Annotated in this window: 30 protein-coding genes and 1 tRNA gene; 28 read left to right on the top strand and 3 right to left on the bottom strand. The window is 46.6% G+C overall.

Annotated features, from left to right (window positions below; all coding sequences use genetic code 11):
* Positions 1–87 precede the first annotated feature (87 nt).
* Positions 88–951 carry a DUF1189 family protein gene (locus RWO08_RS05205; protein ID WP_314211409.1) on the top strand — a complete coding sequence of 288 codons (864 nt, stop codon included), beginning with the start codon at positions 88–90 and terminating at the stop codon, positions 949–951.
* On the top strand, positions 952–1425 hold the full coding sequence (locus RWO08_RS05200; protein ID WP_314211408.1) for a YaiI/YqxD family protein: 474 nt from the start codon (positions 952–954) through the stop codon (positions 1423–1425).
* A gap of 69 nt (positions 1426–1494) precedes the next feature.
* Here RWO08_RS05200 and RWO08_RS05195 read toward each other — a convergent pair whose 3' ends face one another.
* Complete coding sequence (locus tag RWO08_RS05195) at positions 1495–2280, bottom strand: DeoR/GlpR family DNA-binding transcription regulator (protein ID WP_314211407.1); 786 nt, start codon at positions 2278–2280, stop codon at positions 1495–1497.
* A gap of 187 nt (positions 2281–2467) precedes the next feature.
* Between RWO08_RS05195 and ulaG the strand changes: the two genes are divergently transcribed.
* The 23 genes from ulaG (at position 2468) to RWO08_RS05080 (ending at position 20060) form a co-directional block, all read left to right on the top strand.
* Complete coding sequence (ulaG, locus tag RWO08_RS05190; protein WP_399495823.1) at positions 2468–3535, top strand: L-ascorbate 6-phosphate lactonase; 1068 nt, start codon at positions 2468–2470, stop codon at positions 3533–3535.
* Between the two features lie 24 nt (positions 3536–3559).
* Complete coding sequence (locus RWO08_RS05185; protein ID WP_314211405.1) at positions 3560–4009, top strand: PTS sugar transporter subunit IIA; 450 nt, start codon at positions 3560–3562, stop codon at positions 4007–4009.
* A 1-nt stretch (position 4010) separates the two neighbouring features.
* On the top strand, positions 4011–5495 hold the full coding sequence (locus RWO08_RS05180) for a PTS ascorbate transporter subunit IIC (protein WP_070756121.1): 1485 nt from the start codon (positions 4011–4013) through the stop codon (positions 5493–5495).
* 89 nt (positions 5496–5584) lie between these two features.
* On the top strand, positions 5585–5872 hold the full coding sequence (locus tag RWO08_RS05175; RefSeq protein WP_023391861.1) for a PTS sugar transporter subunit IIB: 288 nt from the start codon (positions 5585–5587) through the stop codon (positions 5870–5872).
* An 11-nt stretch (positions 5873–5883) separates the two neighbouring features.
* Positions 5884–6522: a 3-keto-L-gulonate-6-phosphate decarboxylase UlaD gene (locus RWO08_RS05170; RefSeq protein WP_070756122.1), complete on the top strand. Its 639-nt coding sequence runs from the start codon at positions 5884–5886 to the stop codon at positions 6520–6522.
* Between the two features lie 3 nt (positions 6523–6525).
* Positions 6526–7377 (top strand): L-ribulose-5-phosphate 3-epimerase, encoded by an 852-nt coding sequence (locus RWO08_RS05165; protein ID WP_314211404.1) that lies wholly within the window; start codon positions 6526–6528, stop codon positions 7375–7377.
* Positions 7377–8090 carry an L-ribulose-5-phosphate 4-epimerase AraD gene (gene araD, locus RWO08_RS05160; RefSeq protein ID WP_314211403.1) on the top strand — a complete coding sequence of 238 codons (714 nt, stop codon included), beginning with the start codon at positions 7377–7379 and terminating at the stop codon, positions 8088–8090. Before RWO08_RS05165 ends, araD begins: the two co-directional genes overlap by 1 nt.
* A gap of 110 nt (positions 8091–8200) precedes the next feature.
* The gene (locus tag RWO08_RS05155) at positions 8201–8860 is read left to right on the top strand and encodes a hypothetical protein (RefSeq protein ID WP_314211402.1); all 660 of its coding nucleotides are present in this window, start codon (positions 8201–8203) and stop codon (positions 8858–8860) included.
* A 125-nt stretch (positions 8861–8985) separates the two neighbouring features.
* On the top strand, positions 8986–9648 hold the full coding sequence (locus tag RWO08_RS05150; RefSeq protein ID WP_314211401.1) for a hypothetical protein: 663 nt from the start codon (positions 8986–8988) through the stop codon (positions 9646–9648).
* 110 nt (positions 9649–9758) lie between these two features.
* Positions 9759–9830, top strand: a tRNA-Arg gene (locus tag RWO08_RS05145).
* 224 nt (positions 9831–10054) lie between these two features.
* Complete coding sequence (locus tag RWO08_RS05140; RefSeq protein ID WP_314211400.1) at positions 10055–11017, top strand: Abi family protein; 963 nt, start codon at positions 10055–10057, stop codon at positions 11015–11017.
* 276 nt (positions 11018–11293) lie between these two features.
* Positions 11294–12823 carry an ATP-binding cassette domain-containing protein gene (locus tag RWO08_RS05135; RefSeq protein WP_314211399.1) on the top strand — a complete coding sequence of 510 codons (1530 nt, stop codon included), beginning with the start codon at positions 11294–11296 and terminating at the stop codon, positions 12821–12823.
* Positions 12824–12972: 149 nt separating this feature from the next.
* Positions 12973–13416, top strand: coding sequence for an HIT family protein (locus tag RWO08_RS05130; protein ID WP_314211398.1), 444 nt, complete (start codon positions 12973–12975; stop codon positions 13414–13416).
* Positions 13416–13766, top strand: a complete 351-nt coding sequence (locus RWO08_RS05125) for a hypothetical protein (RefSeq protein ID WP_314211397.1) — start codon at positions 13416–13418, stop codon at positions 13764–13766. Before RWO08_RS05130 ends, RWO08_RS05125 begins: the two co-directional genes overlap by 1 nt.
* 100 nt (positions 13767–13866) lie before the next feature.
* The gene (locus tag RWO08_RS05120; protein WP_314211396.1) at positions 13867–14841 is read left to right on the top strand and encodes a peptidylprolyl isomerase; all 975 of its coding nucleotides are present in this window, start codon (positions 13867–13869) and stop codon (positions 14839–14841) included.
* Between the two features lie 83 nt (positions 14842–14924).
* Entirely contained in the window at positions 14925–15470 is a 546-nt protein-coding gene (locus tag RWO08_RS05115) for a Gx transporter family protein (RefSeq protein WP_070756141.1), read from the top strand.
* Between the two features lie 219 nt (positions 15471–15689).
* Entirely contained in the window at positions 15690–16748 is a 1059-nt protein-coding gene (gene comGA / locus RWO08_RS05110) for a competence type IV pilus ATPase ComGA (RefSeq protein WP_314211395.1), read from the top strand.
* The gene (gene comGB, locus RWO08_RS05105; RefSeq protein ID WP_314211394.1) at positions 16735–17781 is read left to right on the top strand and encodes a competence type IV pilus assembly protein ComGB; all 1047 of its coding nucleotides are present in this window, start codon (positions 16735–16737) and stop codon (positions 17779–17781) included. The genes comGA and comGB overlap by 14 nt, the downstream gene beginning before the upstream one ends.
* A gap of 30 nt (positions 17782–17811) precedes the next feature.
* Positions 17812–18150, top strand: coding sequence for a competence type IV pilus major pilin ComGC (gene comGC, locus RWO08_RS05100; RefSeq protein ID WP_023391873.1), 339 nt, complete (start codon positions 17812–17814; stop codon positions 18148–18150).
* A complete protein-coding gene (gene comGD / locus RWO08_RS05095; RefSeq protein ID WP_314063897.1) occupies positions 18147–18593 on the top strand; it encodes a competence type IV pilus minor pilin ComGD in 447 nt (148 codons plus the stop codon). The genes comGC and comGD overlap by 4 nt, the downstream gene beginning before the upstream one ends.
* Positions 18580–18912 (top strand): hypothetical protein, encoded by a 333-nt coding sequence (locus tag RWO08_RS05090; protein WP_291431840.1) that lies wholly within the window; start codon positions 18580–18582, stop codon positions 18910–18912. Before comGD ends, RWO08_RS05090 begins: the two co-directional genes overlap by 14 nt.
* Complete coding sequence (gene comGF, locus RWO08_RS05085) at positions 18893–19339, top strand: competence type IV pilus minor pilin ComGF (protein ID WP_314211393.1); 447 nt, start codon at positions 18893–18895, stop codon at positions 19337–19339. Before RWO08_RS05090 ends, comGF begins: the two co-directional genes overlap by 20 nt.
* Complete coding sequence (locus tag RWO08_RS05080; RefSeq protein WP_314211392.1) at positions 19278–20060, top strand: hypothetical protein; 783 nt, start codon at positions 19278–19280, stop codon at positions 20058–20060. Before comGF ends, RWO08_RS05080 begins: the two co-directional genes overlap by 62 nt.
* Before the next feature lie 267 nt (positions 20061–20327).
* On the opposite strand, the gene RWO08_RS05075 is transcribed toward RWO08_RS05080, so the two are convergent.
* Both RWO08_RS05075 and RWO08_RS05070 read right to left on the bottom strand, forming a co-directional pair.
* The gene (locus RWO08_RS05075) at positions 20328–20708 is read right to left on the bottom strand and encodes a VOC family protein (RefSeq protein WP_314211391.1); all 381 of its coding nucleotides are present in this window, start codon (positions 20706–20708) and stop codon (positions 20328–20330) included.
* A 31-nt stretch (positions 20709–20739) separates the two neighbouring features.
* Complete coding sequence (locus tag RWO08_RS05070; protein WP_023391879.1) at positions 20740–21147, bottom strand: cytidine deaminase; 408 nt, start codon at positions 21145–21147, stop codon at positions 20740–20742.
* A gap of 282 nt (positions 21148–21429) precedes the next feature.
* On the opposite strand from RWO08_RS05070, the gene RWO08_RS05065 reads away from it, so the two are divergent.
* Genes RWO08_RS05065 through RWO08_RS05055 form a run of 3 tightly spaced genes read left to right on the top strand, consistent with a single transcriptional unit; the run spans position 21430 to position 23715 of the window.
* Positions 21430–23016: a PRD domain-containing protein gene (locus RWO08_RS05065; RefSeq protein WP_314211390.1), complete on the top strand. Its 1587-nt coding sequence runs from the start codon at positions 21430–21432 to the stop codon at positions 23014–23016.
* On the top strand, positions 23000–23437 hold the full coding sequence (locus RWO08_RS05060; RefSeq protein WP_291431850.1) for a PTS sugar transporter subunit IIA: 438 nt from the start codon (positions 23000–23002) through the stop codon (positions 23435–23437). The genes RWO08_RS05065 and RWO08_RS05060 overlap by 17 nt, the downstream gene beginning before the upstream one ends.
* Positions 23434–23715 (top strand): PTS sugar transporter subunit IIB, encoded by a 282-nt coding sequence (locus tag RWO08_RS05055; protein WP_070756151.1) that lies wholly within the window; start codon positions 23434–23436, stop codon positions 23713–23715. Before RWO08_RS05060 ends, RWO08_RS05055 begins: the two co-directional genes overlap by 4 nt.
* Position 23716: the final 1 nt, after the last annotated feature.

Here is a 23716-nt window from a genome sequence, read left to right as displayed (position 1 = left end):
TTCCCTCATGACCTCTCGGCCTGGTTTTCCAGCGGGTGCCTTTATGGTATACTAGAGAGGTAGAATTCAATGAAAGTAGGAACCCGGATGTCCACAAAAGCATTTCCCCTTAATTACTTTGCCGCCATGGCAGGGCCAGTGTCGGCCTTCAAGGAGCGGCAACCTCTCAAACTCAGGCAGACTCTAGCTGTGATTCTCTTGATTATTAGCGTCATGATTCTACCCATTGCGGTTAAGATTGGCCAGCTCAAGATTGTCAGCCTAGATCAATTTGCTTCCCAGTCTATGGCCCTGCTAGACGACCAAGTAGCGGAGCAAGTGTCTCATTATGCGACCGGGCCCAATGGCCAGCTGGTCATGCCTAGCCAAGACACCAGTCTGCGTGACGATGACCAAGGCCGTGTCATGCTCCTGGCTCAAGATGATAGCCAGCAGCTAGAAGCTAGCCTGGCAGGCAAGGCGGGGGTAGCCTTCACACCTGAACGTTTCGTGGTGACGGCGGCAGGCAATCGCTTCTTGTCCCAGCCTTATGACCCAGAAGCTGACTTTAGACCGGCTACTAGCGCGGACAGTCTCAACCGGCTCCTATCTGGCCAGTGGTTCCAAAATAATCGCCTAGCCATTATTCTGACCATCTTCATTAATTCCTGGCTCTTGCTAGCGGTCAGCTTCCTAATCATGCTCTTTGGTGTGGCGGGCTTCCTGTCCTTTATGAAATTCACGGATATCTTCTCCATTAAGTCTTATGGCCAGGCCTTCCGGGTCTGCCTCAACTGCTTCGGTTGGCCAACCTTGGTGGCCGTCCTTGTAGGCTTTGTGACGGGCAACCCGGCCCATGTCCTAACTGGATTGGGCATTGCCTTTATGGCCATGATTATGTGGGTTTACTGGGCGACGCATTTCCAAGATGCCTATGTGGAAGCCAAATTGGCGGCCCAGGAGGATAAGTAGATGCGGATTTTGCTGGATGGGGATGCCTGTCCTGTTAAGGCCGAGGCCATTAGCCTAGCCGCCAAATGGGACCTGCCCGTCATCATCGTGGCCTCCTATAACCATGTCAGCAAGACCGACTATCCGTCTCATGTCCAGACGGTTTATGTGGAGCGGGGCGCTGACCAGGCCGACTATAAGATTGTGGCCTTGGTCCAGGCGGGCGATATTGTGGTCACCCAGGACTATGGTCTGGCGACCATTCTCCTTAACAAGGCCATTGTCTTGCATCACATGGGCTGGCGCTACCGGCCAGAAGCCATGGACCAGCTCCTGACCCAACGTTATATGGGCCAGGTCAGCCGGCGTAAGACGGGACGTTACGGAGGTAAGGGGCCCAAGCCCTTTGGTCGCCAGGACCGGGAGCGTTTCTCGGCCTCGCTAGAAGCCATCATTAGACAAGAAAAGCAAGAAGAAAAGGGAGCCGGCCTGTGAGCTTGCTCCCTTTTGCTATATAAAAAATCAAGCCCCACTTGCTTAAGACTAGCAAGTAGGGCTTGTGCTTTAGTTGGCTTCATCAATTTGAATGACGGTCACGCCGGCCTCTTCGATTTCCTTGAGGCGGGCAGGGTCGCCATAGGTGTCGGTGATGAGAATGTCGATCTTTTGAATGCCGGCTACCTGGAAGTTGGAGGTGACACCAATCTTGCGGTAGTCGGCCACTACGATGACCAGGCCGTGGGAGTTCTGGACCATGAGTTGGTTGACCTTGGACTCGCGGAAGTCGCCGGTGGTAATGCCGACTTGGGCGTTAATGCCGGAGCAGCCCATAATGCAGATATTGGCATTGATATGGCGCAGGGAGTCAGCCGCCAGTTCGCCGACTAGGGCCGCCTTAGGAAAATGAATCTCCCCCCCTGACAGGATAATGGTCGAACTTGGGTGCATTTCCTGTTCGCTCATACGCAGGTTGTTAGTGACCACCGTGACTGGCGTCTCCTTGAGATAGTCCATGACGTGCATGGCGGTGGTGGAGGTGTTCATATAAATGGTCATCTTTTCTTCTATATAAGTGGCGGCTTTTTCAGCGATGGCCTGTTTGATTTGTTCGATATGGGGATTTTGGGTATCACCTTCGAAAAAGGGCACCTCATTCAGGATGGCATAACCATGGTGGCGTTCGATAATGCCCATCTTAGCCAGCAGGTTCAAGTCGCGCCGCACCGTCATGGTAGACACCTTGGCCAAATGGGCTAGGCTTTCGACGGTTAGACTCTTGCTGGGTGATTGGTTGAGGGCCTGAATCATCAAATCACGCCGTTGACGAACATCTTGGACGGAACGTTTCATGGTGGACACTTCTTTCTAGTAATTTTTAACCATATCTTACCACAAAACAAGCATAAAACAAACATCGAACACAGAAAAAGCACATTAAATGTTAAATCGAACATAAAATTAGCTTGTAAGCGGTGTCTGGTTGCGTTATCATAGACATGTAAACATCGCTAGACACAAGTTAATGGAGGTAATAATGATGAGAACAATCCAAGATGTAACAAAGGATACTTGGTTGCGCGAGACCTTCCCAGAGTGGGGAACTTGGCTCAATGAAGAAATTCGTGACAAACAAGTAGAGCCAAATTCTTTCGCTATGTGGTGGTTAGGCTGTACCGGGATTTGGATCAAATCCGATCAAGGCACTAACATCCTTTGCGATCTCTGGACCGGTACAGGTAAACGCAGTCACGGGGCCGGCAACATGAAGAAGGGCCACCAAATGATGCGTATGTCCGGGGTAGAAAAACTCCAACCAAACTTACGTAACCAACCATTCGTCCTGGATCCATTCGAAATCGAAGGCGTGGACGCTTTAGTGGTCACTCACATCCACTCTGACCACTTAGACATTAACACCGCCGCTGCTGTGGCTAAGAACTGCCCAGAGGCTAAATTCGTGGGTCCTAAAGCCGTGGTCGATACCTGGCTCAAATGGGGTGTCCCAGAAGAGCGTACCGTGGTAGTGCGTCCTAACGAATCCGTTAAGATCAAAGACATCGAAGTCGTAGCCTTAGAAGCCTTCGACCGGACCGCCTTAGTGACTTGGGATGGTGACCCTGAATATGAACTCAAGGGTAAAATGCCACAAGATATGGACCTAATCGCCGTCAACTACCTCTTCAAAACTTCAGGTGGTAACATCTACCATGCCGGCGACTCTCACTTCTCTAACATGTTCGCTAAACACGGTAACGAACACAAGATTGATGTCTGCTTAGGGGCCTTCGGTGAAAACCCTCGTGGGATTACTGACAAGATGACCTCTGTTGATATCTTGCGTATGGCTGAGTGCTTGAATGCCCGCGTAGTCATCCCAGTTCACCACGATATCTGGACTAACTTCATGGCTGACACCGATGAAATCTTAGCCCTCTGGAACATGAAGAAAGACCGCCTGCAATATGACTTCCAACCATTTATCTGGCAAGTAGGGGGGCAATACAACTACCCACAAGACTTGAACAAGTTAGAATTTAACTTCTACCGTGGCTTCGACGATGCCTTCAGCAAGGAAAATGACGTGCCATTCCCATCCTTCTTATAAGACTGAACTAGAGGAGACTGACTAATGTTAAGAGAAATTATTGATGGTAATCGTTTCAGCTTCCAAGCTGGCTACGATTCCTGGGAAGATGCCATTCGCGCTGCCTGCGAGCCCCTAGTGGCTCAGGGCGTGATTGAGCCAGAATATCCAGGCTATATCATTGCCAACGTCCACGAATTTGGACCTTACATCGTGATTGCGCCGGACATCTGCATTCCCCATGCCCAAGAGGGAAGAGGGGTGAATGAAACCGCCGTTGCCTTTATGAATACAGACAAGCCAGTTGACTTCGGTCCTGGTGCTGATTACCAACCTCGCCTTTTCTTCGTCTTGGCATCTACAGACAATGAGAAGCACTTGGAAAACCTCTCTGAACTCGTGACCTTGCTCGATTCAGAAGAAGTGGTTGAGGCCTTTGTTAAGGCCCGCAGCAAGGAAGACTTACAATCTATTTTAGAGGGATTAGGTGAATAATATGGAATTTTTATTTGGTTTCTGGCAATTTTTCTATGCCAACATCTTTACCAAGCCTGAATACTTTGTCGGGCTGATTGTCTTAGTTGGTTATTTACTCTTGGGCCGCAAATGGTATGATGCCCTAGCTGGTTTCATCAAAGCCGTGGTCGGTTATATGATCCTGAACGTAGCAGCCGGCGGTTTGGTTTCAAACTTCCGTCCAATCTTGGTCGCTTTGGCTGACCGTTTCCAATTACAAGCAGCGGTTATCGACCCTTACTTCGGGCAAGCTGCGGCTGAAGCAGCCTTGAAAGAAGCAGGTCACGCCACTGGTTTGACCGTGCAAGTGCTCTTAGTAGCCTTCTTGGCTAACTTAGCCTTAGTCATCTTCCGTCGTTTTACCAAGGTGCGTACCGTCTTCATTACCGGTCACATCATGGTCCAACAATCTGCAACGGCTACCTGGCTCTTAGCTTTGGCTTTGGGCAATGACGTGAACCAATTACAATTCGTGGTGGTTTTAGGGATTGTCCTTGGGGTTTACTGGGCAGTGGCTTCTAACCTTACGGTTGAAGCAACTCAAGAACTCACTGAAGGTGGCGGCTTCGCTATCGGTCACCAACAAATGTTTGGTATTTGGTTAACTGACAAGTTAGCGCCAAAACTCTCTGGTAAGAACGACCGCAAGATCGAAGATTTGGAATTGCCTGGTTTCTTGTCTATCTTCAAGGAATCCATCGTGGCAACTTCTATCTTGATGATCGTCTTCTTCGGTGCTATCCTCTTAATCTTAGGTAAAGACTACTTAGTCAGCGTCAACGGGCAAGAAATTCTCAAGCTCAAGATGACCACTCTCAAAGAAACAGACGACTTCTTCTTCTACATCATGAAGGTTGCCTTAACCTTCACCGTTTACATCCAAGTATTGCAACTTGGGGTGCGCATGTTCGTGGCTGAATTGTCTGAAGCCTTCCAAGGGATCTCTAACAAACTCTTGCCAGGTTCTATGCCAGCGGTTGACTGTGCGGCTGTCTACGGTTTTGGTTCACCAAACGCTGTGACTATCGGCTTCCTCTTCGGGGTATTAGGTCAATTAGTGGCCATCATCGGTTTGATTGTCTTCAAGAGCCCTGTCTTCATCATCACTGGGTTCGTGCCTGTCTTCTTCGACAACGCGACCTTCGCTGTCTATGCTAACCACAAGGGTGGCTTGCGTGCTGCTTCTATCTTAACCTTCGCTTCTGGGGTCATCCAAGTATTGGGTGGGGCCTTGGCAGCTGGTGCCTTCGGCTTAGCTAAATACGGCGGTTGGCACGGCAACTTCGACTGGGACACTGTCTGGGTTGGGTTCGGTTTCTTAATGCAAAACTTACACTATGTAGGTTTGGGCGTCGTATTGGTGATCCTCTTGGCAATTCCTCAATTGCAATACCTCAAGAACAAGGAACACTACTTCACTATTGCAGAAGATTACGAAGCCTATTTAGAAGCAAAAGAAGCTTAATCGTAGTATAATAAAAACGTGGATGGCTTGACTGCGCTTACACCGGTCAAGCCATACCAATTTAAGAATGAAAAAGGAGCGAATAAAAAATGAAAGTATTAGCAGCATGTGGTTCAGGGATGGGTTCAAGCCAAATTATTAAGATGAAGATTACCAATGTCTTCCGCAAAATCGGAGTGCCTTTGGAAATCCACCACTGTGCGATCGCCGAAGCAAAATCCTTAGCTAAGGGCTATGATGTGGTTATCTGCTCCAAAGCCTTAATCGATGTCTTCGATGGCTTAGACTTACCAAACACTAAAGTCATTGGCTTACAAAACCTCTTATCTGAAAAAGAAATCACTGAGAAATTAGCTGAAAACGGCATTGGCGCCTAAGGAGGTTAAGCATGGGAATTCCTAATTTACAAGTTGCCTTAGACCATTCTAATCGTCCTGATGCCGTAGCGGCTGCCGTATCAGTTGGCCATGAAGTCGACATTATCGAAGCAGGGACCGTGCTCTTACTGGAAGTAGGGGGCGAAGTGGTTCAAACCCTGCGCAACATCTTCCCTGACAAAATCATCGTCGCTGACACCAAGTGTGCCGATGCGGGTGGGACTGTGGCTAAGAACGTGGCTAAGTATGGAGCTGACTGGATGACCTGTATCTGTAGCGCCACCATTCCAACCATGAAGGCCGCAGCCAAAGAAGTTAAGGAAATCCAAGTCGAACTATATGGTGACTGGACTTATGAGCAGGCTCAACAGTGGTTAGACGCTGGCATCAGCCAAGCCATCTACCACCAAAGCCGTGACGCCCTCCTAGCAGGTGAAACCTGGGGTGAGCGCGACCTAAGCAAGGTTAAGAAATTAATCGAAATGGGCTTCCGTGTCTCTGTAACTGGTGGCCTCAACGTGGACACCTTGGAACTCTTCCGTGGCGTCGATGTCTACACCTTCATCGCCGGTCGTGGCATTACGGAAGCAGCAGATCCTGCTGCCGCAGCCCGCGAGTTCAAGGACAAGATCCGCGAGATTTGGGGTTAGGCTATGACAACATTTGGTATTTATGAGAAGGCCCTACCTAAGGGTATTTCCTGGCAGGAGCGGCTAGAGCTAGCGGCTTCTCTGGGCTTCGACTTCGTTGAAATGTCCATTGACGAGACCGACGAACGTCTGGCTCGCCTGCAATGGACCGATCAAGAGATTGAGGCCGTCAACCAAGCCCAACGCTCCACAGGCGTCCGCGTCTATTCCATCTGCTTATCCGGCCATCGCCGTTATCCATTTGGGTCGGCTGATCCCGCTAAGCGCCAAAAGGCCTTGGAAATGATGCAGGAGTGTGTGGACCTAGCCGTTAAGTTAGGCGTCCGCAACATCCAATTGGCCGGCTATGATGTCTACTATGAAGACAAGACCGTGCTGTCGCGCGAGCTCTTTATTGAGAACTTAGATAAGGCAGTTAAGAAGGCGGCTGCCAAACAAGTCATGCTGTCCATTGAGATTATGGATGATCCCTTCATTAACTCCCTGTCTAAATTCATGGAAATCAAGCAACAAATCAAGTCACCATGGTTACAAGCCTATCCTGACTTGGGTAACTTGTCTGCTTGGCCAGAAAACAATCCAGGTTACGAGCTAGAGAAGGGGATTGACCACATTGTGGCTGTCCATGTTAAGGACACCAAGAATGTGACGCCAGACTTCCCAGGCCAATTCAAGTGTGTGCCATGGGGTGAGGGTGATGTCGACTTCTTAGGCTGCCTTAAGACCCTTAAGCGCTTAGGTTATGAAGGGACCTTCCTCTTCGAAATGTGGAGTGAGACCGACGACCAGCCAGCAGAACGTATCAAGGAAGCACAGGCCTTCCTAAAACCAATCTTTGAGGAGGCAGGATACTAATGAATCGTGAAGAAATCATTGCCAAAATGAAAGAACGCGTCTTCAATGCCAACTTGCAATTACCTGAATGGGGTTTGGTTCAATTAACTTGGGGTAATGCCTCTGAAGTTAACCGCGACTTAGGCGTTATTGTCATCAAGCCAAGTGGCGTGGACTACAAGCAGATGACACCTGACCAAATGGTGGTGACCGACCTAGACGGTAAGCCACTGGATGCTGATGGCTATCGTCCATCATCTGACCTGCCAACCCATGTGGTGCTGTATAAGGCCTTTCCTGGCGTCAATGCTGTGGTCCACACCCACAGTAAGTATGCGGTTTGTTGGGCTCAAGCAGGGCGTGATTTGCCTTGCTACGGGACGACACATGCGGATACCTTCTATGGGCCAGTGCCATTAACCCGGCATTTGACTGAGACAGAAGTGGCGGAAGCCTACGAAGTCAATACTGGGGTAGTCATCGCGGACACCTTCAAGGAACGCAACTTGGATCCATTGGCAGTACCAGGTGTCTTGGTTCAAGGTCATGGACCTTTCACTTGGGGGCCAACGATTCAAAAGGCCATCGAGAACAGCTTGGTATTGGATGAAGTTTGTCATATGGCGCTGGAAACAGAAGCCATTAACCCAGACATTCAGCCCTTACCACAATATGTGCTGGACAAACATTATTTCCGTAAACACGGGGCTAATGCCTACTACGGACAAAAATAAGCAAAACAAGGCTAGGGCGAGGGTCCTAGCCTTTTTGTATGGATGGCATCTTGTATTATGATTCTCAATAAGATATAATTAAATTATCAACATGTAAAGGTGGTCATTGAATGAAAAAACTACTCCTATCTGCAGCTTTCGCCTTAAGTTTAGTTGGCGCCCTAGCTCCAACCGTCTTGGTAGCAGCAGAAAGTTCATCAAGTTCCTCCAGCGCTTCTAGCGAAGCCTCTTCTTCTAGCTCAGAAGAATCTTCCAGCAAGAAAAAATCTCATTCAGAAGCGGACAAGGCTAACTGGGGTAAACGCAGCACACCGGTACCTTTAGGCCAAGAAAAGGAAGTTCAATATAAAGACTATATTGGAGGTAAAAAGGTTGATGTAAAGGCTAAGCTTTCCGTCTTAGAAGTTCTCAAGGGCAAAGAAGCTGAAGCTAAACTATTAGAGTTTGAAAGCTATAACAAAGAAGCTATCAAAAAGTTGGATAGTAATTATGAGTTAAACTTGATTAAACTCAAATTTGTTTATGAAAAGGGCGACGAAGATGAGCCTTTAAAAACGCCTTACCGACCAAAAGTATTTGATGCCAAAGGTAAGGAAGTTAAGGTGGATTTCTATGCGGATGTGCCAAACGAGAAGAAGTTCTCCGATATTGAACTCTATCCAGGTAGTGACCATGAAGGGTATGTGGTAGTGGCTGTTCCTAAAGGTGGCGACTATTCAATTTCCTATGACTTTGGCAAGCCTGTTTTCTTCAGCACGACTAAGGAATAGACGCAGACAAGTCCGGCTAGGGCAAGAGCCTGAGCCGGGCTTTATGATTGACAGTCAAGGCTTTATTGTCAGGCAATTGGCAAGAAGCTATCATCAATTTATTAAGATGTAAAGGTGGTTATGGAATGAAAAAACGACTCCTATCAGCAGTTTTGGCTTTAAGCCTAGTAGGTGCTGTGGCCCCAACATTCTCGGTGGCAGCTGAAAGCTCTTCAAGTTCTTCTAGCACTTCTAGCGAATCTGCTTCCTCTAGCTCAACAGAATCTTCTAGCAAGAAGAAAGCTCATTCAGAAGCTGATAAAGACAAGTGGGGCAAGCCTGATAGTCCCGTGCCTTTGGGACAAGAAAAGGAAATTACCTATAAGGAATATTTTGGCGATCAAAAGGTGATGACCACCATTAAGCTTTCAGTTCTAGAAGTTCTTAAGGGCAAGGAAGCTCAAGATAAATTACTAGAATTTGAGGATTCAAATCAAGACGAAATTGACAAGTTGGATAGTAAGTATGAATATCATCTAATTAAGGTCAAATTAGTCTATGAAAAAGGCGACGAAGATTATCCTTTAGACACTATTGAAATGTTTCCAAGAGTTTTGGATCTTAAGGGTAAGCAAATTGAGCAAGAGGTCTTTCCAAGCATTCCAAAAGAGCTCATGTTTGAAGATTATAGTCTCTTCCCTAGTGCTGAACATGAAGGCTATGCCACGATTAAGGTGCCAAAAGACGGTGATTATACTATCGCCTTCAGCAATATCAACCCTGTTTTCTTCAGTACGAACAAGGAATAAACTTAATCAGTCCGGGCGGGGGACACCCTTGCCCGGGCTCTTCTTATGCCAAAATTCCAGGGGAAAGACCTTGCCAAAAACCACCTTCTGTGGTAAGATAATCAAGTACTGTCGCCGTAGTGTAAAGGATATCACACAAGATTCCGGTTCTTGTAATGGGGGTTCGATTCCCTCCGGCGATGTATGAAAGCCCCTCTTAGTGAGGGGCTTTTTTGTCAGTAAATAATTCATCTTTCGCTCGAGATAATGATTGACAGACTTTGAGATTAGGCCTATAATTTGGTTAAGAAGATAGCAGTAGTACTCTGACCGCAACATGTGGAGGAGCTATGCGCGCAAAACGCTACTTATTCTCCCAAGAATAGGTAGTGTTTTTGTTTATCTTTATCTTAGAGGAGATGAAACCATGAGGCCCTTTAAAAGTTTGGAGCAACAAATTCAGATTCTTAGAGAACGAGGCTTAGCGTTTGATAATGAAGAAGAGGCTAAGCTATATTTGTTAGATAACAACTATTACAACATCATTAATATGTATAGCAAGGTCTTCCAAGAAAATACCAATCAATATGTCACTGGAACAGAATTCAAAGAAATAAAGGCGCTACATATTTTAGACACAGAAATAAAGGCTAACCTAATGAAATTTATTTTAGTGGCCGAAAAACATTTTAAGTCGATTTTGTCTTACTACATGGCAGAAGAATACCATGATGAGCCTTATGCTTATTTGAGAACTTCCAGCTACCCCGATACATCGCCACTAGAGATTAGCAGAACGCTTTCTGATATTTCGAGGAAAATCTCCTCTCTAATCCAGAAAAAGGAGCCAAATTCTGTTAAACACCATCACAGCAACTATCATGACGTCCCTTTATGGGTGATTATAAATGAGTTAGAGTTTGGGACGGTTAGATACATGTACAAGCATTCTAGTTCTAGAGTCCGAACAAAAGTGGCGCGAAGATTAGCTCAGTTTTTATACTCCAATACAAAGGAGTCTGTGCAACTTCCGCCAGAATACATAGATCGAATGCTTGAGCATATTAATGAGATACGAAATTGTGTGGCTCATAATAATAAACTACATCATTTTACTTGTCGAAAGCATTTATACCATGTCGCAGTATTATTTGAACCCTACGGCGTTTTAAAAGATAGTCCGAAGAACACAGTATTCAGTACCTTTTTGACTTTGCAATGCTTTATGCCAGATAAAGATTACAGAATATTCTACAATACCTTGCTTAAACGATTCAAGGTGCAGTCCAAAAATATCTCGACCATTCCATTTAGTAAGGTGTTAGAATGTTATAGCTTCCCTGACGGATGGCATCTTTCTGAAAAGCGAGCCCAACAAACCAAAGAATAATTTGATTACTCCCCCTATGCAAGTTTAACTTGTAGGGGGAGTTTTGGTGTGCTCGGAATAACAAAAAAGTTCGTGGCAGCTAAACCCTTTGATATTAATCAGAGGAAGGCATAAATCAAACAGAAATTTCAACTACGGGACAAGAGTTGACATTTACCTTAACTAGGGTAGAATGTTAGTAAGTGTAAGATTAAAAAAAGATGATAAAAATAAGATGTTATCTAATTTTAGATAGAAAGGCTATAGGGTCCGTATTCTGGCTAGGAGGAGACATTTATGAGACAGTACCATTTACCTGCACAAAATATTGAAATTAAAGATCGTGTCTTATTTAAGTCGCCAACTTTAGTAATAAATGAAGGAGATGTTATAGGCATCATCGGTAAAAATGGTAGTGGGAAATCCACTTTATTAGCCTCTATAGCGAAAATATGCGAAAAACAAGGTCTAACAAGTGTTCTTTCTACTTTCTCCAATTTGGCCGATATAGGTAAAAGTGGTGGTGAGACCGTCATGGATAAAATGGTGTCTACTTTGAAAGAAACGAATTGCCTTTATCTATTGGATGAGCCTACTACCTATCTTGACGTAAACAATATAGCTAATTTGATTGCCCTGATTGAAAGAACCCATGGAACTTTTTGCATTGTAAGTCATGACCGTGATTTGTTACGTCGTATCTGTAATAAGATATGGGCGATTGAGAAAGGGCAGCTTACTGAATATGAAGGTAATTACGATCAATATCAAGATCAGCTCCTGATTAGGCAACAAGAATATCAGTCCGACCTTAAGAAATATCATCAAGAGACAAAACGTTTAAAACAGACCATTCAAGCCCAGTATGAGGAGCAAGAACGTAAAAGTAAGAAGCCTAGAAAGCTTAGCCCATCAGAATATCGAATCACAGGTATGAAAACAAAACTGGCAGTAAAAAATAAGAAAAGTCATAAGGCGCGTTTACAATTAGTAGATAGATTGCAAGCAATGGATAAGCCGGAGCCTGTTACCGAGCAGTATGATGTCTCTTTCTTAACTTATTCGCAAAAGAATATCAATCGAACGCTTTATATCCCGCCAAAAAGATGTACCGTTCAAGGAAAAGTACTTTGGGATTTACCTGCGCTTACCTTGATGAGTGGGCAAAAACTTGCTATTACAGGGAATAATGGAACTGGGAAGACTAGCTATCTTAATTATGTTAATTCAATTATCCCTAGCCACTATCGAAAGGGCTACTTTCAACAGCAGAACTCAGATAGTCAAGATGATGATCGTACCCTCTACCAAATGGTTCGTGATGTGTCCTCATTAAGCCAGCATGAATTGCGAACTATGATGGCAGTGTTAAATTTTAAAACATATAATATTGAGACTAGGGTGAATCAGCTTAGTAGTGGAGAGAGAGCTAAGTGTCACTTACTCTGCTTACTGATTCAAGATTTAGATGTTCTACTTGTCGACGAAGCAACAAACTTTTTAGATATAAAGGCGCTTGAAGCATTAGAACACATACTTAAGAAGTTTCCAGGCATCTTACTATTTGTAAGTCATGATAAGACTTTTGTCTCAGCCCTTGCTACTTCTGAGCTAAGTTTAGATCATCAGGTATTATCAAGTAGTCGGATCGATAGTTGTGAACATGAGACAAGAAATAAGAGAAGTGGTCGTAAAGATGAGCTGACAATATTAGAATTCAGAATTAGCTCGCTATTGAGTCAGTTGTCAGTCAATCCAAATGCAGAGTTAGAAGAAGAATATCAAAAGCTGTTAGCTGAGAGAAATAAGTTAAGTAAACTAAGATAGAGTAAACCGCCCTTATTAGGGCGGTTTTTAATATCTAGGATAGAATGTCCACATACTGCCCTAACGGTCATTAAGCCCAATCCTTTTCCATACACTTTCACCTATATTTATGGTAGACTAGCATCATAGAATGTGAGGAGGCGACTGCCATGACAGATTGTATTTTTTGCAAGATAATTGAAGGCCAGATTCCCAGTGCCAAGGTCTATGAAGATGAGGATGTCTACGCCTTTTTAGATATTACCCAGGTGACGCCAGGCCATACCCTGGTGATTCCTAAGACCCATGTGGCTAATATTTTTGAATATGATGAGGACTTGGCGGCTAAGGTCATGACTAAGTTGCCTAAGATTAGTCGGGCAGTCCGCCGTGCCTTCCCTGATATGTTGGGGCTTAATATCCTCAATAACAATGGTCAGGCAGCCAGCCAGACGGTTTTCCACTCCCATATTCACTTAATTCCCCGCTATCAAGGGGATGGCGATGGCTTTGGCTGGTCCTTCGCCGACAACAGCAAGTCTTACACATCAGAAGAATTTAGCGCTCGGGCGGCTGCTATTGCCAGCGCCTTAGCACAAGAGGAGGAAGCATAATGGGTAAATTTACACGCGGGTTCGTCTTAGGCGCCTTGGCGGCTGGGGCTTGGACGCTATTTAATGTCAAACAAGATGGGGCGACTACTCGCCGCCAGCTTAAGTCTTATGTCAATGATTTCTGTCAGGATAGCCAACAATTGGGGCAAGATACTTGCCGTATTCGCCGGGCCTTGCACGAGGTAACTGACAAGGGCTTGCCGCTCTTACAGTCAACGGTAGGGGAAGTACAGACGCTCTTCCGTCGGTTTCAGGAAGCCAATGGGCCCCGCATCCGTCGCACCCAGGAAAAAGTTGAAAAACTTAACTCGGATTTAGAAGAAGCCCAGGAAAATGTGAATAAATCGTAACCTTTTCGTGGATTTTCGACTTCTTCATACTCATTTCACAGCAAATGTGTTATAGTAGTACAGTAATCAAAAAATTAATGTTATATAAGGGATTGATTGAATGAAAAGAACAACACTTAACCGTATGATGGCTTTTGCCTCTGTCTTAGTTTTATCAGGTGCAGTTGCCAATACTGCCAGCGTGGTTTACGCGCAAGACAACGTTGCCACTGTAGGTGACCAAACCATCACCAAGGAAGATCTCTACAACCAAATGAAAAAAGACGCTGGTTTAGTAACCTTGCGTTCTATGATCTTGCAAAAGGTATTGGAAATGAACGCGCCTAACGCTGCAGACATCAAGAAGAAAGCAGAAGAAGAAGTCGCTAAGCAAATCGAAAAAGTTGGTGGCGAAGAGAAGTTCCAAGAACTCTTAACCTACCAAAAATTAGGTTCAGTTGAAGACTTCAAGAACCAAATTTACATCCGTAACCTCTTCAACGAAGTGGTTTCTAAGCAAATCGACCAATCCGATGCAGCTATCGAAGACTACTACAACAACACTTACCAACCTAAGATGGAAGCTCAACACATCTTGGTTGACACTGAAGAAGAAGCAAAAGACATCATCTCTAAATTAGATGCTGGCGAAAACTTCGACGAATTAGCTAAGAGCTACTCTAAAGACGGGTCTGCCCAACAAGGGGGTCTCTTATCACCCTTTACTTCAGGTCAAATGGTTAAGGAATTTGAAGATGGGGTTAAGGGTCAAGCTAATGGCGAATACACCAAGACACCAGTTAAAAGTAAGTTCGGTTACCACATCATCAAGACCATCAACAATGGTGAGAAGAAGCCATTGGCAGATATCAAAGACGATGTGAAAAAAGAATACTTAGACAGCAAGATTAAAGATCAAAAATTTTCTTACAAGATTATTGGTAAATTAATCGAAGCGGCTAAGGTTCAAATTGACGACGCTGACTTAAAAGACGCGGTTAAGGAACTAGTAGACTTAGCTAACCAACCAGATGATGTATCATCAAGCAGTTCTGAAGCTTCAAGCGAATCTTCCAGCGAGTCTTCAAGCAACTAATTGGCTTTAATTGACTTTTGCGCCTTAGGCTGACTAGGGCGCAATTTTTCTATTTTAATCTCGGCTCAGAAAGGAGGGTGCCCATGCAGCGCCATGGCCATCGAATGTTGGTTTATCTCTCGCTTCTGGTCGCCCAAGGGGTGGTCATTAGCATATTTGAACGTATGTTGCCGTCGCCTTTTGTCTTTGCGCCGGGGGCCAAACTAGGTTTGGCTAATATTGTCACGCTCTTGGCTCTTTTCACCTTGACGCCGCGCCAGAGTTTTCAGGTGGTTAGCCTGCGTTTACTGGTCACTCTCCTGGTAGGGGGGACCTTCTCCATGTTCTTCTATTCCTTGGTGGGTTCTTACCTGTCCTTCGGGGCCATGCTCTTAGTCAAGCAGCTGGGGCCTAAGCGGGTTTCGGTCGTTGGACTCTCCATACTGGGAGGCATGCTCTTCAATGTGGGCCAGTTGTCAGTAGCCGCCTGGTTCGCCCGCTCTTGGACCCTCTTCAACTATCTGCCCTGGCTCAGTCTAGGGGGCTGTCTGGCCGGGCTAGCTGTCGGGGTCTTGGGCTACTATCTCTTGGAAAACAACCACACCTTACAATACTACCAGCAGGTCAGTCAGAAGGAGACCTGGTTTTAGCAGGATGGGACTTAGGTCCCGTCCTTTTTTGTTGCTTATATAATATTTGTATATTAGTTAAAATAGGAAAAATTAAGTGTTCTCTGATTATAGATTCAAGGAATTCCGCTAAAAATCAGCTGTTCCATCATCATATTGCCAAACAATATCCCGAATCCCCTAAGTTTCTTCGGATAAAAGGGCCCCTTTTTGGGTATTTATAAGTGAGGGGGAAATTCTATGTCCTTAGCAATTGAAGAACAAGCCCATGATCTCATTGTTAAAGCCGTCTCCCAAGGTGTATCCGACATCCACCTGATGCCCAAGCCTGACCACTATGTCCTTTACTTTCGTCTCAATGGCCTCTTGCATGAAGTGGGCAGTCAGGACCTAGACTGGGGCAAGCGGCTCATCAATTACTTCAAGTACCGGGCGGATATGGATGTAGGGGAGAAGCGCAAGCCCCAGTCGGGCGCAAGCCATCTAGAACTAGATGGACAGGCTGTGGAATTGCGTTTTTCGACCATTGGGGATGTCCACCTGCGAGAGTCTTTGGTCATTCGGGTCATACAGTCGCAAGCGCGTCAAGGCGGGCCCTTGCTGACTTATTTTCCCAAGGACCTGGACATTCTGCGACGCTTAATCCGATGCAAGTCGGGCCTCATCCTCTTCTCGGGGCCAGTCGGTTCGGGCAAGACTACCACCATCTATCACCTGCTTAGAGAACGACTGCAAGAGGAGTTCATTCAGGTGATTACCATGGAAGATCCGGTGGAAATCTTCGAGCCCCGTTTCCTACAGACCCAGATAAATGAGGCAGCTGGTATCTCTTATGATGTCATGATTAAGGCCAGCCTGCGTCATCATCCGGATGTCTTAATGATTGGCGAAATCCGGGACGAAGAGACGGCTCGTATGGTCATCCGGGGTGCCTTAACCGGGCACTTGATGATTGCGACCGTCCATGCCAAGGATAGCTTGGGCGTCATGGCGCGTTTGGCTGAGCTTAGTATTAGTCAGGCTCAGCTGACCCAGACCTTGATTGGCATTGTCAGTCAACGCCTGATTCCGCGCTATTGTAGCCTCTGCCAGTCCAGTTGTCAGTTAGCCTGCCAACATCACCCGGTTGGGGCTAAGCGCTTGGCCCTGCTAGAGATTCTGTCAGGACAGGCCTTGCGCCATCATCTGACCCAGGAGCTAGCAGAGCCTGCCTATCAGACTCTGAACGACAAGCTGAGAAAGGCGTGGTCCTATGGCTTCATCGATGGGAAGGCCTACCTGCAATTTGAAGTGGTTTGAGCGGCTCAACCAACCCAAGAAGCTGCCCCTAGTCCAACAAGCCTATGTCTTGTCGGTCCTAGCGGATTTGTTGGGCCAGGGCTTTGCCTTAAGCACAGCCCTGAAATTTCTGGCCCTCTTAATGCCTAAGTATCAGGCCTTGCTTCTGAAGGTAGATGCGGCCTTAGTAGAAGGGCAGAGCCTAGAAAAATCCCTGGCCCAATTAGGCTTTGGGACCAAGATCGTGGCACAACTCTTCTATGCCAGTCGCCAGAATCGCCTGCAGGAAGCCTTAGTTCAAGCAGCTCAGCGCCTGCATCAGGCCCGGCTCTTCCGTAAGGAAATGGCCAAGCAATTAGCCTATCCGGGCATGATGGGACTCTGTCTAGTTGGCATGCTATTCGGGATGAGAACCTTTATCTTGCCCCAGGTCACCAGCTTTATTAGCCAGGAGGTATATGAGCGGGAATGGCTAGTCCGCTTCTTAATTGGCTTTTTCACCTATTTGCCCCAACTGTCCTTGTTCTTACTGGCAGTGGGCCTACTAGGTTTGGGAGTAGGGGGACTACTCCTGCAAAAAGCCTCTTACCTCAAGCGATATGTCTGGCTGAGACCCATGCCGCTTCTAGGCAAGTGGCTGTCCTGGCAGCTGACCCAGCAGGTGGCCTACGAGTTGGGCTACTTTCTGGCAGGTGGTCTATCCCTTCAACAAATGTTGCAGGTCTGGATGGACTATCCAGTCGATCCTTTTCTGGCTGAACTAGCCCATTATCTGATGGCCGGCTGTCTGGAAGGGAGGCCCCTAACCCAGCAGATGAGCCAGCTAGGTCTCTTCACCCGCCAATTCCCTCTCATTATTGAGCAGGGTGAATTGACCAGCCAGCTATCAGCCAAATGCCTGGTCTATGCGGCCAAGCTAGGTCGGGATTTGCAGGAAGACTTGACCAAGAAAATCCACTTTATCCAGCCTATTCTCTTTGTTTTCATCGGCTTGCTGGTGGTGGCCATGTACTTGGTCATGATGCTGCCAATGTTGACCATTCAGGGCTTGTAGTTTTGCGCAAGGACAAAAGGAGGTCATAACATGAAAGCAAGGGTGCTGAAGGGTCGGCGGAAGAATGCCTTCACGTTGATCGAAATGTTGATCGTCCTTATTATCGTAGCCCTTCTCATGGCCATTATTATTCCAAACGTGGCTGGTCAGAAGGAAAGAATTGAAAAACAAGCGCGTCAGAATATGGCGCAAATCATCGAAACCCAAGTCAATACCTATAAATTGGCAGAAAATGATAGCGAGGTAACAGTCAAAGAACTGAAGACTGCTGGCTACTTGACTGATAAGCAGGTAGAGGAAGCCAAGAAGCTCTTGCAGTTGGATGAGAACACGACCATTACCCTGCCAATTAATATTCCTCAACCATGATGGCAAGTCGACTAGATCGCCAGGCTGGCTTTAGCCTCTGGGAGTCGCTCTTGGTCATGGTCATTCTCAGCCTCGTCTTGTGGTGCTTTTCCAGTCTGCCCATGGGCAATTTTCTGGCAGAATGGCGCTGCCGTCTATTCTGCGACCAATTAGCTCAGGCCTTACTGGTCAGTCAGACCCAGGCCATTAGTCGCCACCAGACCTATCGGGTGGTCTTCGAGACGGGCGGCAATCAAGTGCTGATTGAGCCCTTGGGTCAGGCCCAGGCGCGACAAGTCTATGCCTTGCCCCAAGATTGGCAACTGGTTACTTTCTTGCAATTTCATTATTTTGGTGATGGACGCACCGAGAAATTCAAGACCGTGACCTTGGTCAATCGGGTAACAGGCCAAAGGCACCATATTCGTTTTCAGTTGGGGAGTGGACGCTTTGAAATGGATTAGTGGTCACCGCCATCCTAAGGGGAGCAGGGGACATGTTGCCCTGGAAGCTTTGGTGGGCTTCCTCCTCTTGGGGGCCATGATGGCCCTCTACCTTCCAGCCCTGCATCAGGCTTACCAGCGACTTGAGGACAGTCAAGTGGCTAGTCAGGAGTGGCGGCTCTTTGCCCTGATGGTGGAAGGTTGGATGCGACAAGACCAAGACTGGCTAATCCAGGCCAGACAAGCCCATCCCCAAATCGTTGAGTTTGCTTGTCAGGACAAAGACTGTTGGATTGAGTTTGAGCGGGGGAGTCATTACCATGTTCAAGCGACGGACTAGGCAAGGCTTTACCTTAGTGGAATGTCTCTTTAGCCTCTTAATTTTGGCCTTGCTCTTTGAGGCGGCCATCCTAACCCTGCAGTCCTACCAGCGTTGGATTAAGGCAGCCGAGACCGATCATGGCCTAGAGTGGCAAAACTTCGTCATGGTCTTCGAGGCCGAGCTCAATCACTTTCAAGTCCAGCAAGTGGGTCTGGACTATCTGGACCTGGTGGACAGGCAAGATGACAAGAAGACTTATCGCATTGTTTTGAACAAGCACCGCCTCTATAAGCAAGCTGGCTACCAGCCCTATCTCTATCAAGTAGCGGAGTGGCGGCTGGCACAATTTGGAGAAAGTTTGCGAGTGGAGGTGAGCTTCACCAATGGACAAGTCTACCAAACCTACTTTTGGCTCAGGCCAAGGCAAGATGAAAGTGGGCCCTAGAGGCTTTACCTTTCCCTTAGTGCTAGCCTTCATGCTGATTAGTCAGCTGACCCTAATGGGCGTCCTGTGGCTTTTGGCTGGCCACACGGCCCATTTACATGAAGTTAGTCGTTACTATCAGGCCAATATTCAATGGTCTATGGTCAAATCCCAACTTAGACGTGACAGAGAAGAGCAAGCCAAGGGCTTGCTGGTGCAAATCCAAGACCAGGTGCCCTTCCTCCTGGGACAGGTCTTGGGTCTAAGTGAGACGGGGGCTATGCGTCAAATTGATGGAGCGCATTACCTGGTTGATTTGACGCAAGGCCCCCACAAAGGGGAAAGAATCTTGGTCCGGGTACGACTGGATCTATCACCCCAGTTAGCGGCCGGCTTAGATAAAAAAGCCTGGCAAGCCTTGGTGGTCTATGAGCCAGGTCCAATGGAGAGGGACTGGCAAAGTGACCTAGCAGCCTTAAAAGAAGTGGCGGCTCAGGCAGACCCCAGCTTAAGTCAGGACAATTTTATCAAGGCAGACCACCAAAGTAGGCAGGGCCACTGGGCGCCGCAGGAGATGGGCGGCCAAGAGTGGCAGTTTGCGGATGGTCAAATTGAGCTTGGGCCAGACGGCAAGACCTACCTCAATCGTGTGGGTGATGATTATGAACGACAGGAGACCTTTGACTCCTGTCAAGGAGACTATGTGTTGCTATATGAGTTCCTTCACTATGAGTTAAAATAAAAAAGACCGCAGTTTAGGCTAGGCCTAGGCTGCGGTCTTTTGGGTGTCAGAACTAGCTTAGCTAGCCAAGGCCACTGTTCACAGCAGGGACCTTCCTATCCACCATCCGGGTGCGGCCTCTTAAGGAGACCTATGATAGGCTGACGATGGCAACCTACCAGGTTGCGCATCGGCTCATCGAGCTCTAAGTATAACATAGGGGAGAGGCTAGCGCAAGGCCTGGTTCCAAAGAAAAAGGCCAGGACAAACCTAGCCTCACTCACTCTATTAGTTGTTACGCATAACTTCCAAACGGTAGCCATCTGGGTCTGTCACGAAGAAGTAGCGTGGTGGTTTGCCAGGCAAGCCCTTCATTTCAGTTGTGGCATAGCCTGAAGCCAAGCAACGTTCATGAACAGCTTCCAAGTCATCAACACCCAAGGCCAAGTGGCTGAAGCCATCGCCGACTGTATATGGACCGTGGTCGTAGTTATAGGTCAATTCCAATTCGAAGTCACTGCCTGGAACCGTTAAGTAAACCAAGTCGAAGCCATGGTCAGGATAGCGGCTCTCGCGGTTAACGGTGAAGTCGAAGAGTTGAGTATAGAATTTAAGGGTTGCTTCCAAGTCTTGGACGCGGATGCAAGCATGGAGTAAAGTTTGTGCCATGGGATACCTCCTAAGTATTGATACTTATAGTTTACATTTTTAAGGACTCGAAAGCGAGCGGAACGATTTGGCTAACCGTGGTCTCGTAAATCTGGCCGTCGCGACGAGTCAGATAGACGGGTACATCAGGCCGGCAGAATTCCACTAGGACCTGGCGGCAAATGCAGCAAGGCGGTAAGAAATCCTCTGTATCTCCGGCAACGGCGATAGCCTGGATGGATTTAGGACCGTAACCTTGGGTGACAGCCGTGAAGATGGCCGTCCGCTCCGCGCAGTTGGTAGCACCGAAGGAAACATTCTCAACATTGACCCCTTCAATGATTTGGCCATCATCCATTAAAAGGACCGCCCCAACCGGAAAATGAGAATAGGGCGCATAAGCCTTGGGCAGGAGTTGGCGAGCCCGTTCAATCAAGCTTTCTTTGCTATATGTTGCCATGTAAAGTCACCTACTTTTCTTGTGTCTTTCTATTTTACACTAAAAGGGCAGAAAAGGAAACGTTTTTAGACAAGATAATAGGAGTTTTTCAAAACCTATGGCTAGCTTGGGTTTGGTCTCTTACTATGTTATATTATATTTAGAGGTGTTCAGCTTTTTACTTACAAATGACTTCGCTTTTTTGGTATACCTAGTCGATAGAATTTCTGATACGCTATAAGTGTGAGGGTGAGATAAATGAACATGATAGCTAATGATAATAGGTTGCGGCGCCAGGAGATTATGTTACGTTTACTAGATTATGAGACCTTAAGTTACCAAAAACTTTCGGATCAATATTTTGTTTCGCGTAGCAGCTTGTCCAATGACTTCAACCTCATTAAACATTTTTTCCAAAAGGATGGCGCCAGTTTGTCCTTTAATAATTCAGGTACCTTCTTTAGTGGTAGCGAGATTCAAGCCCAGCAGATTTTGAAGCGTCTCATGATTAGTCAGCATCCGCCATTTTATTTAGAAAATTTTGACAGCGCTTTATATAATCGGATTATCTTGTTACTACAGGAATACAGCGACTCTTTACAACAGCCTATTCCGGGCGATAATATGGCTCAAATTAGCACGAGCATTTGTCTCTTAATTGGTCGGGCTAAGGCAGGCCATCGTATTCAACTTTTGGACACGAATTACTTGGAGCCAACGCGTTATTACCCTCGTTTGTGGGAGCTAATTAGCCAGCTAGAGGCAGTCTGCGACCTGGTTTTTAGTGCCAGCGAATTAGTTTATCTAGTGACCATTTTATTAGGGAGTGGCTTTTCTCAAGAAGCGGGTCAGATTCAAGAAGGCCTAAAAAATCAAATTCGTGCGCTCATTCAAGATGTGTCGCTCATTATTAATTTGGATTTGCTGGATGACCATAAGTTGCTGGAAGACATCGCGATCCATATGAATCAGCTCTTCACTCGTCTTCAAGCTAAGATTAGCCTGGTCAATCCGCTTCTAGCCGATATTAAAAGTAACTATCATGCTCTCTTCCAAGATGTCAAGTACCTCCTAACCAACGAGGGCAGTCGCTATGGCTTGCCAGCTACATGCCCACTTATATCGGATGACGAGATTGGCTTTCTAGTCTTGCATATCCAGGCGGCCATTGAGCGCAAATTTATCCAGAAAAAGGTGGTGATTGTCTCTCCTAACGGAATTGGTGTAAGCACCTATATCAATGCCAAGATTCAAAGGCTCTTGCCAAACTTGCACGACATACAGATTGTGTCCTTGAAGCAACTGGAGAAATTAGAGGTAGAAGATATTTCCTTCATTATCTCGACGGTTCCTATTGAAGGCCTTAAGCGCCCAGTGATTACCATTAGCCCCTTATGTACGGAAGAAGACATGCGGCAAATTATGACGGCCTATGCCGAAGTGGTAGCCCGGCAGTCCACGCTCAACCAGTACCAAATGATGAATCATGGTAGGGGGCTGATTAATGGCATCTATAAGGGGAATTTCAAGACGCAAGAAGAGGCGCTCAGCTTCTTGTTAGATCAACAGCCGGACATGAACCAGGCCAAGAAGACGCAAGTACTAGCCTCCATACTAGAAAGAGAAGCTCAACAATCCACCTATCTGGATAAGGGCATTGCGATCCCTCACGCTAATCCCCAATTAGTCGAGACTAGCAATATTTCGGTCTTACTCTTAGATAAAGCGATTGCCTGGGGTTACGACAAGGTGGATGTGATCGTCTTACTTTTGGTAGCAAAAGAAGAAACCTCAAAGGTAGGGGATGTCATGTACTTTATTGTGGAAGGTGTCCGCAATAAACCTTGGTTACTAAAACAATTGGAGAACGACTATGGAATGTGTGAATGAACTACTAGAGAATGCCCAAGTGGTAGAGCGGGTAGAGGATTGGCAGTCAGCCCTTAGGTTGGCGGCACAGCCACTCCTGCTAAAGGGCAATATTAGCGAGGACTATGTGACCGCCATGATGGATTCAGTCATTCAAAACGGTCCTTATATGGTGATCGGAGACGAATTTGCCTTAATGCATGCAAGACCAGGGGAAGGGGTGAAGCAAATCGGAGTGTCCTTATTAATCGTTAAGCAAGCGGTCGATGTCTGTGGTAAGCCGGCTAAGGTCTTCTTAGTTCTAGCGGCCGTCGATAACACTAGTCATCTGGCTCTCTTGCAGGAACTCATGACCGTGTTCATGGATGAGGACAAATTCCAATTAATTAAGTCAGGGCAGTTAGCACAAATCAAAGACAGGTTAAAGGAGGAAGTCAAATGAAAATTCTAGCAGTATGTGGATTTGGTGTCGGGAGCTCCTTGGTCTTAAGAATGACCGTCGAAAAAGTAGTCAAAGAACTGGGAATTGATGCGGAGGTCGAAAATACTGACTTGTCAACAGCCAAAGCGACGCCAGCGGATGTCTACTTCACCAGTTTTGAATTACAACAAGAATTAGAAAAAACCATTAAAGCTCCTATCTATCCAATTAAGAAATACATGGATGTCAATGAAGTAAGGGAACAATTTAAACGCTACCTAGCATCTAAAGGAGAATAAC

The organism is uncultured Abiotrophia sp. (assembly GCF_963520105.1).
GTDB lineage: Bacteria > Bacillota > Bacilli > Lactobacillales > Aerococcaceae > Abiotrophia.
Note: the sequence above shows the minus strand (reverse complement) of the source record. Positions and strands in the feature narration are given on the sequence as shown.